Annotated in this window: 11 protein-coding genes, 1 tRNA gene and 1 pseudogene; 10 read left to right on the top strand and 3 right to left on the bottom strand. The window is 53.1% G+C overall.

Going from position 1 to position 14,590, the window contains the following annotated elements; all coding sequences use genetic code 11:
• The first annotated feature begins 15 nt into the window (after nucleotides 1-15).
• The 7 genes from ACNAU7_RS06805 (at nucleotide 16) to ACNAU7_RS06835 (ending at nucleotide 7,851) form a co-directional block, all read left to right on the top strand.
• On the top strand, nucleotides 16-2,361 hold the full coding sequence (locus ACNAU7_RS06805) for an MMPL family transporter (protein WP_416301776.1): 2,346 nt from the start codon (nucleotides 16-18) through the stop codon (nucleotides 2,359-2,361).
• A 9-nt stretch (nucleotides 2,362-2,370) separates the two neighbouring features.
• Entirely contained in the window at nucleotides 2,371-2,901 is a 531-nt protein-coding gene (locus ACNAU7_RS06810; protein ID WP_416301711.1) for a hypothetical protein, read from the top strand.
• Nucleotides 2,898-4,100, top strand: a complete 1,203-nt coding sequence (locus ACNAU7_RS06815; protein WP_416301713.1) for a beta-ketoacyl-ACP synthase — start codon at nucleotides 2,898-2,900, stop codon at nucleotides 4,098-4,100. Before ACNAU7_RS06810 ends, ACNAU7_RS06815 begins: the two co-directional genes overlap by 4 nt.
• 53 nt (nucleotides 4,101-4,153) lie before the next feature.
• Nucleotides 4,154-4,229: transfer RNA gene (locus ACNAU7_RS06820), tRNA-Ile, on the top strand.
• A 74-nt stretch (nucleotides 4,230-4,303) separates the two neighbouring features.
• Nucleotides 4,304-5,062, top strand: coding sequence for a glycosyltransferase family 2 protein (locus tag ACNAU7_RS06825; RefSeq protein WP_002246376.1), 759 nt, complete (start codon nucleotides 4,304-4,306; stop codon nucleotides 5,060-5,062).
• Nucleotides 5,063-6,127, top strand: a complete 1,065-nt coding sequence (locus ACNAU7_RS06830; protein WP_416301716.1) for a glycosyltransferase family 4 protein — start codon at nucleotides 5,063-5,065, stop codon at nucleotides 6,125-6,127.
• 386 nt (nucleotides 6,128-6,513) lie between these two features.
• On the top strand, nucleotides 6,514-7,851 hold the full coding sequence (locus ACNAU7_RS06835; protein ID WP_304667435.1) for a sodium-dependent transporter: 1,338 nt from the start codon (nucleotides 6,514-6,516) through the stop codon (nucleotides 7,849-7,851).
• Between the two features lie 62 nt (nucleotides 7,852-7,913).
• On the opposite strand, the gene ACNAU7_RS06840 is transcribed toward ACNAU7_RS06835, so the two are convergent.
• Both ACNAU7_RS06840 and ACNAU7_RS06845 read right to left on the bottom strand, forming a co-directional pair.
• Entirely contained in the window at nucleotides 7,914-8,939 is a 1,026-nt protein-coding gene (locus ACNAU7_RS06840; protein WP_416301718.1) for an FAD:protein FMN transferase, read from the bottom strand.
• Nucleotides 8,940-8,947: 8 nt separating this feature from the next.
• Nucleotides 8,948-9,742, bottom strand: a complete 795-nt coding sequence (locus ACNAU7_RS06845) for a thymidylate synthase (RefSeq protein WP_304668386.1) — start codon at nucleotides 9,740-9,742, stop codon at nucleotides 8,948-8,950.
• Nucleotides 9,743-10,165: 423 nt separating this feature from the next.
• On the opposite strand from ACNAU7_RS06845, the gene gdhA reads away from it, so the two are divergent.
• Entirely contained in the window at nucleotides 10,166-11,500 is a 1,335-nt protein-coding gene (gdhA, locus tag ACNAU7_RS06850; RefSeq protein ID WP_416301720.1) for an NADP-specific glutamate dehydrogenase, read from the top strand.
• Nucleotides 11,501-11,634: 134 nt separating this feature from the next.
• On the opposite strand, the gene ACNAU7_RS06855 is transcribed toward gdhA, so the two are convergent.
• Nucleotides 11,635-12,414, bottom strand: a complete 780-nt coding sequence (locus tag ACNAU7_RS06855) for a FadR/GntR family transcriptional regulator (RefSeq protein ID WP_416301722.1) — start codon at nucleotides 12,412-12,414, stop codon at nucleotides 11,635-11,637.
• A gap of 39 nt (nucleotides 12,415-12,453) precedes the next feature.
• Here ACNAU7_RS06855 and ACNAU7_RS06860 point away from each other — a divergent pair.
• A pseudogene (locus tag ACNAU7_RS06860) lies at nucleotides 12,454-12,576 on the top strand (IS5/IS1182 family transposase); the annotation flags it as partial.
• 291 nt (nucleotides 12,577-12,867) lie between these two features.
• The gene (locus ACNAU7_RS06865; protein WP_416301724.1) at nucleotides 12,868-14,511 is read left to right on the top strand and encodes a lactate permease LctP family transporter; all 1,644 of its coding nucleotides are present in this window, start codon (nucleotides 12,868-12,870) and stop codon (nucleotides 14,509-14,511) included.
• Nucleotides 14,512-14,590 lie beyond the last annotated feature (79 nt).

The raw sequence follows: 14,590 nt of genomic DNA on the forward strand, positions 1-14,590 counted from the left end.
ACCGTCCGAACCGCTATGATCCGCCTGATTTACACCCTGCTGATGTCGGCACTTGCCGTCTTTGCCTGCTACAACATCACAACGCACGATTGGCTGCAAACCGATTTAACCGAGCTGCTGCCCAAAAGCAGCCAGGACGCCGTTTTGCAGGCGGCGGAACGCGCCGGCGACGCGCAAATCAACAGTCAAATCATCCTGCTGGCGGGCAGCCCCCGACCCGAAACCGCATTTCAGACGGCATCGGAAATCGCCGACTTGTGGCGGCAAAGCGGGATATTTTCCGAAGTAAACAGCCAAATCAGCCCCGACCTTGCACAAATCCGCCAAGACATCGGCAGAATCAGCTTGGCGGTCTTACCCGAAGCCCAACGGCGTTTGCTGATCGAAAAACCCGCCGACTATTTCCGCCAACGCGCCGAAGATGCCGCCAACCCGTTTGCCGTATCCCCCCTGCCCTTAGACGAGGACTGGCTGGGTTTCGGGCGTTTCGTTGCCGGCAAAATCAATCCCCAAACCCGTCTGCAATGGCACCCCGAAAACGGTATGCTGTTCAACGAAGACAACGGAAAAACCTGGGTTTGGATACGCGCCAAGCTGCCCGATAACGCCCTTCCTCAAGATGCCTTGGCAAACCTGCTCCAAAAAACACAGACATTGGCATCCGGCAGGCACGCCGAAATCCTGACCGGGGGCGGCGCACTTTTTGCAGCAGCCGCCAAAGCCGATGCAGAAAAAGAAAGCCGGATAATGGGTTTTGCCGGCACCGTCCTGACCGTCGCCCTCATCTTGTGGGTTTTCCGCAGCGCGCGCACCTTTTGGCTGCTGCTGCCGCCTGCGGCGGGAATGCTGGCGGGTTTGGCGGCGACGCTGGCGGTATTCGGGCATATTCACGCCCTGACGCTGGTTATCGGTACGAGCCTGATCGGGATGCTGGTCGATTTCCCGCTGCACTGGCTGACCCCGTCGGTATTCTCGCCGTGGCAGGCGAAACCGGCGATGAAACAGGTATTGCCCACCTTTGCCGTCAGTCTGCTGATTACCGTTTCGGGATACGCGCTGCTCTGGTTCACACCTTTGCCGGTTTTACAACAAACTGCCGTTTTCTCCGGATTCTCGCTACTTGGCGCATTCGGCGCGACCATCTGCCTGCTGCCGCCCCTGTTTGCCCGTTATCAGGCGAAACCCGTACCTTTTGCCGCCTTGAGTGCCGCGCTCAGCAAACACATCCGAAAACAACTTCCCCCGTCCTTCACTTATCCCGCAGCAGTTTTCCTGATGGTTTTCGCCACCGTCGGACTGTGGCGCAGCAACTGGCATGACGACATCCGCCAATGGGTGAATATGCCGTCCGGACTGTTGTCGCAAATACAAAAAATCGGCACATTGGGCGGAACCGATTTCAGCGGTCAATATCTGGTTGCCGAAGCCGCAAGCGAAGACGCGCTACTGTTGAAAAATGCCGAGTTGCGCCGCGCCCTCGCCCCCCTGATTCGACAAGGCAAACTGAAAGGCATCCAATCGCTGGATCAATTCATCCTGCCGGCAGCCGAACAAAACCGCCTGAAACAATATTTGCGCGCGATTGCAGACAAACCCGGCAACTACCGCGCCCTGCACGAACTGGGTATTCCGGAAGACACGCTGAAATCCGCCCTGCTGCAAGCGGCCGGCACGCCCACCCTCACGCTTTCAGACGGCATCGCCCTGCCTCTGGCGCAGGCTTGGAAACCCCTGTATCTCGGCGAAGTCGAACCGCACCGTTATGCCTCCGTTATCCGTCTGAACGGCTTGACCGAACCGGAAACCGTCCGCAAAACGGCAGAAACCGTTCCGGGAATCAAATGGGCGGACAAACGCGGCAGGCTCAACGAACTGTTCCGCCATACGCGCAATCAGGCGGCTTGGCTGAAATTGTCGTCTTACCTGTTGGCATGGCTGCTGCTGTGGCGGCTGTTTGGCGCACGGCAGGGTGGAAAAATCCTCGCCGTACCCGTCGCTGCCGCCATCGGCACTGTTGCCGTATTGGGTTGGCTGGGCATTCCCGTCAGCCTGTTTGCCATGTTCGGATTGCTGCTGGTTTCCGCCATCGGCATCGATTATGCCGTTTACGCGCTCAATGCCGGACACAGCACCGATGCGCGGCTAGGCGGTATGCTGCTTGCCGCGCTCACGACCGGCATCTCCTTCGCCATACTTGCCTTCAGCGGCACACCGGCCGTCGCCGCATTCGGCATGACCGTCGGCATCGGGGTCATATTGAACCTGTGGCTGGCGGCACGGCTGATGTACTCCGCCCCCGATACGCAACATCCCAACCATCAGCCGCCCTGCCGCCGTTTCCGCTTCAGACGGCATTTTTGAAAGGAACTTATGCGCCCGACCACGACCCTGCTTGCCCTATTGACCGCAAAACTGCTCACCGCCTGCGCCCCATATGCCCTGCCCCTGCCCCTGCCCCAAACCCAACCGCGCCTTACCCAAGACGTACAATGGTTCAAATGGGAACGCTACAATAAGGGGCAAGAACCGGTACAAACCGGCATACTGGCGGCCGAACAGCTGGAAGACGGCATCCGGTTTGTACAAACCGACATATTGGGCGCACCGGTTTCACGCCAGACTATCAACAGCGGCGGCTGGCAAAATGACGGGTTCGTGATGCCCAATATGCCGTCCCGCCGCCTGTTTGCCGCACTGCTCCCGCTGATAACAGCCGAAAATGCCGCGCCCCCCTATCCCGACCTCAAACAGGCAGGCGGCGGCGCGTCCTTCTGCAAAGAGGGGGCATTGTTCCGCTACCGCAATCGGGACATATGGTGCGTCAACCATATTGGCGGACAGTTCCTGATTACCCTTCCCGACCAAACCCGCTGGTCGGTTACACCGATTGAACCATTATGAACATACCTGTTTACCTCGGAAGTCCTGCACTCACCAGCGCATTGGGCAGCGGCCTGCACACCCACATCGATGCCCTGCTGTCCCCTTCTTCCAAACCGGCACTGACATTTTCATCCGACTGGATTGACGGCAAAAACCTTGCCTTCGGTATGGTAAAAGAAACCCTGCGCCCCTTTTCAGACGGCACGCCCGCACACTGCCGCAGCCGCACCAACCGGCTGCTTTGGCACACGCTCGAACAAATCGAACCGCAAATCCGCGCCGCCATACGACGATACGGCGCAAACCGAATTGCCGTCGTCATCGGCACATCCACCGGCGGCGCAGACGAAAACATCCCGATGTTCCGACAGGCAGTGCAGGGAAAAGCCTGGCAAGACCTCACGTTCAACCAATGCCAACACCTTATGAACGCGCCCGCCGATTTCATTGCCGATGCTTACGGGCTAAACGGCCTGCGTTACGTCGTTTCCACCGCCTGCACTTCCGGCGCGCGCGCATTAATCAGTGCCGCCCGCCTGCTTCGCGCCGGTATGTGCGATGCCGTCATCTGCGGCGGCGCGGACACACTCTCGCCGCTGACCGTCAACGGATTCGCCTCACTGGAAGTCTTGTCCCCAAACATTGCCAACCCTTTCTCCGCCAACCGCGACGGCATCAATATCGGCGAAGGCGCAGCCGTATTCATCATGACGCGCGATGCGGATTTTTCCGGCGGTATGCAGCTTCTGGGTTATGGCGCAAGCAGTGATGCCTACCATATTTCCACGCCGCGTCCCGACGCTCAAGGCGCAATTCTTGCCTTTCAGACGGCATTGCAACACGCAAACCTTGCGTCCGAAGACATCGGCTGGATTAACCTGCACGGCACCGGGACGCACCACAACGACAGTATGGAAAGCCGTGCCGTTGCAGCGGTTTTCGGCAACAATACGCCCTGCACGTCCACCAAACCGCAAACCGGACACACGCTGGGCGCGGCGGGCGCAATCGAAGCCGCGTTCGCGTGGGGCATTGCCGACCGGCAAAGCAATCCCGAAGGAAAACTTCCGCCCCAGCTTTGGGACGGGCAGAACGACCCCGACCTGCCCGCCATCAACCTGACCGGCAGCGGCAGCCGCTGGGAAACCGAAAAACGCATTGCCGCCAGCTCGTCATTTGCCTTCGGGGGAAGCAACTGCGTTTTACTCATCGGATGAAATAAGTTTGTCAATCCCACCGCTATGCTATACAATACGCGCCTACTCTTGACGGGTCTGTAGCTCAGGGGTTAGAGCAGGGGACTCATAATCCCTTGGTCGTGGGTTCGAACCCCACCGGACCCACCAATTCCCAAGCCCGGACGTATGTTTGGGCTTTTTTGCCGCCCTGTGAAACCAAAATGCTTTGAGAAACCTTGATAATGAAAAAAGTCAGCGTATTGATTGTTGCTAGAAATGAAGCAAACCACATTCGGGAATGTATTGAAAGTTGCCGTTTCGATAAAGAAGTTATCGTTATTGACGACCACAGCACCGACAATACTGCCGAAATTGCCGAGAGTTTGGGTGCAAAAGTCTTCAGACGGCATTTGAACGGGGATTTCGGAGCGCAAAAAACATTTGCCATCGAACAGGCAGGCGGAGAATGGGTTTTCCTGATTGATGCAGACGAACGCTGCACGCCGGAACTATCTGATGAAATCTCAAAAATTGTCCAAACCGGCGATTATGCCGCCTATTTTGTCGAACGCCGCAACCTTTTCCCCAACCATCCCGCCACACACGGCGCGATGCGTCCCGACAGCGTATGCCGTCTGATGCCGAAAAAAGACAGTTCGGTGCAAGGCAAAGTACACGAAACCGTACAGACCCCCTACCCCAAACGCCGTCTGAAGCATTTTATGTACCATTACACATACGACAACTGGGAACAATATTTCAACAAATTCAACAAATATACTTCCATTTCAGCCGAGAAATACCGAGAGCAGGGAAAGCCCGTGCGTTTCGTTAGGGACATTATCCTCCGCCCGATTTGGGGTTTTTTCAAAATTTATATCCTGAACAAAGGGTTTCTCGATGGGAAAATGGGTTGGATTATGTCCGTCAACCACAGCTATTACACGATGATTAAATATGTCAAACTATATTATCTGTACAAATCCGGCGGAAAATTTTAAATGGAAAAAGAATTCAGGATATTAAATATCGTATCGGCCAAGATTTGGGGCGGGGGCGAACAATATGTCTATGATGTTTCAAAAGCATTGGGACTGCGGGGCTGCACGATGTTTACCGCCGTCAATAAAAATAATGAGTTGATGCACAGGCGCTTTTCCGAAGTTTCTTCCGTTTTCACAACGCGCCTTCACACGCTCAACGGGCTGTTTTCGCTCTGCGCGCTTACCCGCTTTATCCGGAAAAACCGCATTTCCCACCTGATGATACACACCGGCAAAATTGCCGCCTTATCCATACTTTTGAAAAAACTGACCGGGGTGCGCCTGATATTTGTCAAACATAATGTCGTCGCCAACAAAACCGATTTTTATCACCGCCTGATACAGAAAAACACCGACCGCTTTATTTGCGTTTCCCGTCTGGTTTACGATGTGCAAACCGCCGACAATCCCTTTAAAGAAAAATACCGGATTGTTCATAACGGTATCGATACCGGCCGTTTCCCTCCCTCTCAAGAAAAACCCGACAGCCGTTTTTTTACCGTCGCCTACGCCGGCAGGATCAGTCCGGAAAAAGGATTGGAAAACCTGATTGAAGCCTGTGTGATACTGCATCGGAAATATCCTCAAATCAGGCTCAAATTGGCAGGGCACGGACATTCGGATTATATGTGCCGCCTGAAGCAGGACGTATCTGCTTCGGGAGCAGAACCATTTGTTTCTTTTGAAGGGTTTACCGAAAACATTGCTTCGTTTTACCGCCAAAGCGATGTCGTGGTTTTGCCCAGTCTCGTCCCGGAGGCATTCGGTTTGTCATTATGCGAGGCGATGTACTGCCAAACGGCGGTGATTTCCAATACTTTGGGCGCGCAAAAGGAAATTATCGAACATCATCAATCGGGGATTCTACTGGACAGGCTTACTCCTGAATCTTTGGCGGACGAAATCGAACGCCTCGTCTTAAACCCCGAAGCAAAAAACGCACTGGCAACGGCAGGACATCAATGCGTCGCCAACCGTTTTACCATCAACCATACCGCCGACAAATTATTGGATGCAATATAAGCCGCTTTCAGACGGCATATGCCGTCTGAAAGCCTTTGATGCAACAAACCGCCAAATTATATTCATTCATTGGAAAGAAACACCCCGAATCCATCCTTCAAAATAAGAAAATCCCAATATCTCCCGATATTACGCAGCCTATTGGCAAAGTTTTGCAGCGTCTTCCCCGGCTTGTACTGCCGCATCAAGTGCTTTGTTACAATGTATAGTGGACTAACAAAAACCAGTACAGCGTTGCCTCGCCTTAGCTCAAAGAGAACGATTCTCTAAGGTGCTGAAGCACCAAGTGAATCGGTTCCGTACTATCTGTACCGTCTGCGGCTTCGTCGCCTTGTCCTGATTTTTGTTAATCCACTATACTACTTTCACATTTCTTAATAAATTTTATGAGTAACCATACTTCTTGGTCGTCCAAAATCGGTTTCGTGCTTGCTGCGGCAGGTTCAGCCATCGGTTTGGGCGCGATTTGGAAATTTCCTTATACGGCAGGCACCAACGGCGGCGCGGTGTTTTTCCTGCTGTTTTTGATATTTACTATCTTGGTCGCCCTACCCGTTCAGCTTGCCGAATTTTATATCGGGCGCACGGGCGGTAAAAATGCCGTCGATTCCTTCAGGGTTCTGCGTCCGGGTACGCAATGGCTTTGGGTCGGGCGTATGGGCGTTGCCGCCTGCTTTATTTTGCTGTCGTTTTACAGCGTGGTCGGCGGATGGGTATTGAATTATGTCGTCCACAGTTTTACGGGGGCAATCCATGCGGGAGCGGACTTTGAAGCCCTGTTCGGCACAACGATTTCCAATCCGGCAGGTTCGCTGTCCTATCAGGCACTGTTTATGCTGATTACGGTTTGGGTGGTCAAAGGCGGGATTTCAGACGGCATTGAAAAGGCAAACCGTTATCTGATGCCGGGGCTGTTTATCCTCTTTATTGCGCTGGCAATCCGTTCGCTGACGCTGCCGGGTGCAATGGAGGGCGTGTCATTCCTGCTCAAACCGAATTGGTCGTACTTTAAAGCCGATACGATGATTACGGCTTTAGGACAGGCGTTTTTTGCCCTGAGCATCGGCGTTTCCGCCATGATCACCTACGCTTCGTATTTGGGAAAAGATCAGGATATGTTCCGTTCCGGCCATACGATTATGTGGATGAACCTCTTGGTTTCGCTGCTTGCCGGCCTGGTGATTTTTCCGGCGGTGTTCGCCTTCGGTTTTGAACCGAGCCAGGGGCCGGGATTGATTTTTATCGTATTGCCCGCAGTGTTCATGAAAATGCCGTTCGGTACGGTTTTGTTTGCGGTATTCATGCTTCTGGTCGTTTTCGCCACGCTGACTTCGGCATTTTCGATGTTGGAAACGGTCATTGCCTCAACCATCCGCCAAGACGAGCGCAAACGCAAAAAACATACTTGGCTTATCGGCACGGCTATTTTCATTGTCGGCATCCCGTCCGCACTGTCTTTCGGCATCTGGAGTGAGTTTAAGATTTTCGGCAAAACCATTTTTGATTTGTGGGACTACCTTATTTCCGCCGTCATTATGCCGATTGGTGCTTTGAGTGTTTCCATCTTTACCGCCTGGATTCAGGACAAGCAGTCTGTGTTAAAAGATGCCGGCGCGGGCAGCACCGTACCACGGGCAGTGCTGCTGCTGTGGCTGAATACCTTGCGCTACCTCGCCCCGATTGCCATTATTATTGTTTTCATCAATTCTTTGGGCATCCTTTAAAAGCCATCCAAACAGCAAAAATGCCGTCTGAAAGCCTTTCAGACGGCATTTTTGCTTCAGGTTCAGCCTATTTCGTTCAAAGTATTGTCCAGCATGACCAGCCAAACTTTAAGCCGCCTGCTTTCGGCAACCGACCGTATCAAAGGCAAATCCATAATGGAAAACGCCGTCGACAAGGCATCGGCAATCGCCGCATCATCCGCCATTACGCTCATGCTTTTATAACGCGGCGTACTCACGCCGGTTCGCGGATCGAACAAATGGGTAAACCTGCCTGCTTTGTCCATCACCGTCCCATAGCCGCCCGAAGTGGCAAACGCCTTGTCTTTCATCGTGATATTTGCCAACACGCCTCCTTCGTCGTCCGGATTGCGGATGCCGACATTCCAAGTCCGTTTACCGTTTGTATCAAACCCGCGGATTTCACCCATATCGGCCAAAGCGGCAGGCACGCCGTTTGCCTTCAGCAACGCGACGACCTTATCCGTAATATAGCCTTGCGCGATGCCGTTCAAGGACAAACCCATACCCTTTTCGGCAAAACGGATTTCACGGTCGTCAAACGAGACTTTGCCGAAGCCTACCCGTTTCAGGGCTTCCTTCACGCTATTCTCCGGCGGCGGCGTTTCCGCATCGGGACGGGCGGCAAAATAATCGGCATACAGTTTCCACAACGCCTGAACCGTCGGATCGAACGCGCCTTCCGTCAGCGCGTGAATATCGCGGCACAGGCTCAACAGTTCCAAGAAATCCGCCGGCGGCGAAGCCAGATAACCGTCGCGGTTCAGACGGCTGATCAGGCTGTCTTCACGGTAAAGGCTGAACATTTTTTCCAAACGCGCCACTTCCGCCAAAACCTTGTTGACCAAATCCGCCGCACGCCTGTCGTCCACACCGAACAGGCGCAGCTCCGCGCCGGAACCCAGCGCGACACCTTTCCAGAAAAACACATTTTCATTGCGTTTTTCATCTTTATTGCGTTTTTCATCATCGGCGGCAAAAGGATTCGGCAAAAAAGAAACCGCCGCGCCTGCCGCCGCAACGGCGGCAACTGTCAAAAAACGCCTGCGCCCGAAATGCCTGCCCATACCGCCTCCTAAACCGACACTGCCGCCTTGATATGCGGATGAGGGTCGTAACCTTCCAACTCAAAATCTTCAAACTTGAAGGCAAACAAATCTTTGACTTCAGGATTGATTTTCATCACAGGCAAGGCACGCGGTTCGCGTTCCAACTGCAATGCGGCCTGCTCGAAATGGTTGCGGTACAAATGCGCGTCGCCAAACGTATGGACAAACTCGCCCGCCTCCAATCCGCACACTTGCGCCATCATCATCGTCAACAGCGCGTAGCTGGCAATATTAAACGGCACGCCGAGGAAAATATCCGCGCTGCGCTGGTAAAGCTGGCAGGACAGTTTGCCGTCGGCAACGTAAAACTGAAACAGCGCGTGGCAAGGCGGCAAGGCCATCTCATCGACCAAAGCCGGATTCCACGCCGACACAATCAGGCGGCGCGAATCGGGGTTTTTCTTGATTTGTTCCACCACATTGGCAATTTGGTCGATATGGCGGCCGTCAGGTGCGGGCCAACTGCGCCATTGGTAGCCGTAAACCGGGCCTAAATCGCCGTTTTCATCCGCCCACTCGTCCCAAATGGAAACATTATTGTCTTTCAGGTATTTGATATTGGTATCGCCTTTGAGAAACCACAGCAGCTCGTGGATTATCGAGCGCAAATGCAGCTTTTTGGTCGTCAGCAGCGGAAAGCCCCTGCCCAAGTCAAAACGCATCTGATAACCGAATACGGAGCGCGTGCCCGTACCGGTGCGGTCTGATTTGTCCGTACCGTTGTCGAGGACGTGGCGCATCAAGTCCAAATAGGCCTTCATCATCATCTTTCATCAAATTAAACGGCGCATATTGTAACATTTCCAGCCAACGCCCGAGTCCGAACAAACGCGCAGGCCGCCCCACCTGACGATAAAAACGCGAGTACGGTCAGGCAGGATTGTTGACAATTTTAGTCCTTTTTCCACAGTAAAACCCGGATGGAAAACAAAATTACCTTGATTGTAATCAAAAAATCTAGTTTAATTACTTAGAATAAAATTTCAATAATATTTTTATTTGCGAAATTAATTTATGATTATTAATTGATTATCAGCAACAAACATCAAATATCGAAAATATGGAAAAAATAATGTCAACAATTTGTGCAAAATCAGACTTGGCATCAGAAAAAAATAGGTTTATATTGCCAACTACAAATTTGTTTTCCCATTAGTACAACATCAACCAAAAGGAGTATCCGAATGACTGACCTGAACACCCTGTTTGCCAACCTCAAACAACGCAACCCCAATCAGGAGCCGTTCCATCAGGCGGTTGAAGAAGTCTTCATGAGCCTCGATCCGTTTTTGGCAAAAAATCCGAAATACACCCAGCAAAGCCTGCTGGAACGCATCGTCGAACCCGAACGCGTCGTGATGTTCCGCGTAACCTGGCAGGACGATAAAGGCCAAGTTCAAGTCAACCGGGGCTACCGCGTGCAGATGAGCTCCGCCATCGGTCCTTACAAAGGCGGCTTGCGCTTCCACCCGACCGTCGATTTGGGCGTGTTGAAATTCCTCGCTTTTGAACAAGTGTTCAAAAACGCCTTAACCACCCTGCCTATGGGCGGCGGCAAAGGCGGTTCCGACTTCGACCCCAAAGGCAAATCCGATGCCGAAGTAATGCGCTTCTGCCAAGCCTTTATGACCGAACTCTACCGCCATATCGGCGCGGACACCGACGTTCCGGCCGGCGACATCGGCGTAGGCGGACGCGAAATCGGCTACCTGTTCGGACAATACAAAAAAATCCGCAACGAGTTTTCTTCCGTCCTGACCGGCAAAGGTTTGGAATGGGGCGGCAGCCTCATCCGTCCCGAAGCGACCGGCTACGGCTGCGTCTATTTCGCCCAAGCGATGCTGCAAACCCGCAACGATAGTTTTGAAGGCAAACGCGTCCTGATTTCCGGTTCCGGCAACGTGGCGCAATACGCCGCCGAAAAAGCCATCCAACTGGGCGCGAAAGTGCTGACCGTTTCCGACTCCAACGGCTTCGTCCTCTTCCCCGACAGCGGTATGACCGAAGCGCAACTCGCCGCCTTGATCGAATTGAAAGAAGTCCGCCGCGAACGCGTTTCCACCTACGCCAAAGAGCAAGGCTTGCAATACTTTGAAAACCAAAAACCGTGGGGCGTTGCCGCCGAAATCGCCCTGCCCTGCGCGACCCAAAACGAATTAGATGAAGAAGCCGCCAAAGCCCTGTTGGCAAACGGCTGCTACGTCGTTGCCGAAGGTGCGAACATGCCGTCAACTTTGGGCGCGGTCGAGCAATTTATCAAAGCCGGCATCCTCTACGCCCCGGGCAAGGCCTCCAACGCCGGCGGCGTGGCGACTTCGGGCTTGGAAATGAGCCAAAACGCCATCCGCCTGTCTTGGACGCGCGAAGAAGTGGACAACCGACTGTTCGGCATTATGCAAAGCATCCACGAGTCCTGCCTGAAATACGGCAAAGTCAGCGACAAAGTGAACTACGTCAATGGTGCGAACATTGCCGGCTTCGTCAAAGTTGCCGATGCCATGCTGGCGCAAGGTTTCTAAGCAAACGCCGCCGCCCCGCAAACCAAATGCCGTCTGAACCGCAAATGCTGTTCAGACGGCATTTCCTTGTCCGCCCGTTCAAATCGGGTGAGACTACCGATACATCTGAATATGCTATGCCGTCTGAACGGCATTCACACCGCCCAATCCTGCACGCGCTTCAAATCGTTTTGCGCCAAAGTATCCGCGTGGCGGTTACGGCTCTGATATTCCCTGTCTTTCAATATGCTGCTCGCCACATAATTCAAATGTGCCTTTGCCGCCTCCGAAGCCTCGCCCGGCCGGCGGTTCGATATCGCCTCATACAATACACGGTGCTGCGCCATCAGTTTCGGACGCGGATCTTCTTCCTGATTCAGATAAATAAGGCTGCTGCGCGTCTGCCGGTACAGCATTTTCAACAAACCGCCTGACAAATGGCTGAACAACAAATTGTGCGCCGCATCCGCAATCGTCTGATGGAAGCTGACATCGGCTTCGCTCTGATGTTCCAAATTGCCGCTTTCGCACGCTTCCTCAAACTTTTCAAGCCAAAACCGAATCCGCTTCAAATCGGCATCCGTCCGGCGTTCTGCCGCCAATGCCGCCATACAGCCTTCGATGTGGCAGCTGAAATCAAAAACATCCTGTTCCCAATTGGAATGCTTGCCCAAAAGCTCCTGCCAACTTTGCAAAAAATCCTGCTGCGGCTTGACCGAAACATAATAACCGTCTCCCTGCCTCGCTTCCAAAACCTGACGGGCAACCAAAACATTCAATGCCGACCTGACCGACGGGCGCGAAACGCCGAACTCTTCCGCCAAAACGCGTTCAGGCGGAATCTTGCCCCCTTCCGCGTAAACCCCTTCCACGATGCGGCTTTCCAATACCGACAATACCTGATCGCTGATTTTCTGAGGCCTTACCAGTTTCATCACTCCTCCTTTATAAAGATTCCCTGCAGAACCCTTCCGAAATATAGTGGATTAAATTTAAATCAGGACAAGGCGACGAAGCCGCAGACAGTACAAATAGTACGGCAAGGCGAGGCAACGCTGTACTGGTTTAAATTTAATCCACTATACATCAAACATCAAATTGGACTGACCAATCAGGGCGGATTCTAATGACACGCCGTTCCCGCCGTCAACGGCATTTACCTCGCACCGCCCCGAAACATAAGAAAAAACTACACCAAACTACAATTTTTGTTCATACAAATATTTGTTTTAACTGAATTTAAACGAAAGCTCCGATTCAAATCTGCCTAACCGCCCAAAAATATATTGACCTGAATAATAAAGTTTCGTAAAGTAATGCAACGTTGCTTTAATTGGTTTGACCACTATTGCCGACGATTAGAAAAATATTTTCGGAGATGTTCAATTATGGAAACTTGGGTTCAAAACTACACGGCAATCGGCGGCAGCCTGTATCTGACTGCCGCCGCCGCACTCTTACCCATCGTCTTTTTCTTTGCCGCGCTGACCGTCCTGAAGCTGAAAGGTTATCAGGCGGGGCTTTATACGCTGCTGATTGCGCTTGCCGTTGCTGTATTCGGCTTCGGGATGCCGGCGGGTATGGCAGTTTCTTCCGCGCTGTACGGCTTCGCTTACGGTTTGTGGCCGATTGCCTGGATTATCGTTACCGCCGTATTCCTGTATAAAATTACCGTAAAAACAGGGCAGTTCGATATTATCCGCGCCTCCGTTATTTCAATTACAGAAGACCAACGCCTGCAAATGCTCTTGGTAGGTTTCTCTTTCGGAGCCTTCTTGGAAGGTGCGGCAGGTTTCGGCGCGCCGGTGGCAATTACCGCCGCTTTGCTGGTCGGTTTGGGCTTCAATCCGCTCTACGCCGCAGGTTTGTGTTTGATTGCCAACACCGCGCCTGTGGCTTTCGGCGCGATGGGTATTCCCATCTTGGTTGCCGGCCAGGTGTCCAACCTCGATCCTTACCATATCGGTCAGGTAGCCGGCCGCCAACTTCCGATTTTGTCAGTTATCGTTCCCTTTTGGCTGGTCGCTATGATGGACGGTATGCGCGGCATACGCCAAACTTGGCCTGCCGTGTTGGTTGCCGGCGTATCCTTTGCCACAACCCAATTCATTACCGCCAACTTTATCGGTCCCGAGTTGCCCGACGTTACCTCCGCACTGGTCAGCCTAATCTGCCTGTCTGCCTTCTTGAGAAAATGGCAGCCTGAAGAAATCTTTACATTCAACGGCATGAAAAAACCGTCCGAACGCAAAGCGGGCGAATACACTGCCGGACAAATCATCAAAGCCTGGTCGCCTTTTGCCATCCTGACCGTTTTCGTCAGCGTGTGGACGATTAAGGGCGTAAAAGAGGCTTTGGGCGTTGCCACCGTCAAATTCGACTGGCCGATGCTGCACAACCTGGTGCAAAAAGCCGCGCCCATCGTCAGCGAACCGACACCATACGCCGCCGTGTTCAAAATTGACTTCCTCGGCGCGGTCGGTACGGCAATCCTGTTTGCTTCCATCGTTTCCGCCGCCTTGCTGAGAATGAAACCCTCCGAAGCCGTCGGCACGTTCTTTGAAACGCTCAAAGAACTGCGCCTGTCCATCCTGTCTATCGGTTTGGTACTCGGCTTCGCATTCGTGGCAAACTATTCAGGACTGTCATCTACATTGGCACTCGTCCTCGCCGCTACCGGAGCCGTGTTCCCGTTCTTCTCGCCGTTCCTCGGCTGGCTGGGCGTATTCCTGACCGGTTCGGACACTTCCGCAAACGCCTTATTCGGTTCTTTGCAGGCAAGTACGGCGCACCAAATCGGCGTTACCCCCGAATTGACCGTTGCCGCCAATACAACCGGCGGCGTAACAGGCAAAATGATTTCCCCTCAATCCATCGCCATCGCCTGTGCGGCAGTAGGCTTGGAGGGCAAAGAATCCAACCTGTTCCGCTTCACCGTGAAACACAGCCTGATTTTCTGTAGCTTCGTCGGCCTGTTGACCCTGCTACAAGCTTACGTCTTGCCGTGGACGCTGATTTTCTTTAATAAATAACCCGTCTTTCAAAATGCCGTCTGAAGCCGTTTCCGCTTCAGACGGCATTTTTTTATCAGGCCGATACATTCGTTATTGA

Source organism: Neisseria sp. LACPHL-SPEC-2024-00856 (assembly GCF_047915665.1).
Taxonomy (GTDB): Bacteria; Pseudomonadota; Gammaproteobacteria; order Burkholderiales; family Neisseriaceae; genus Neisseria; species Neisseria polysaccharea.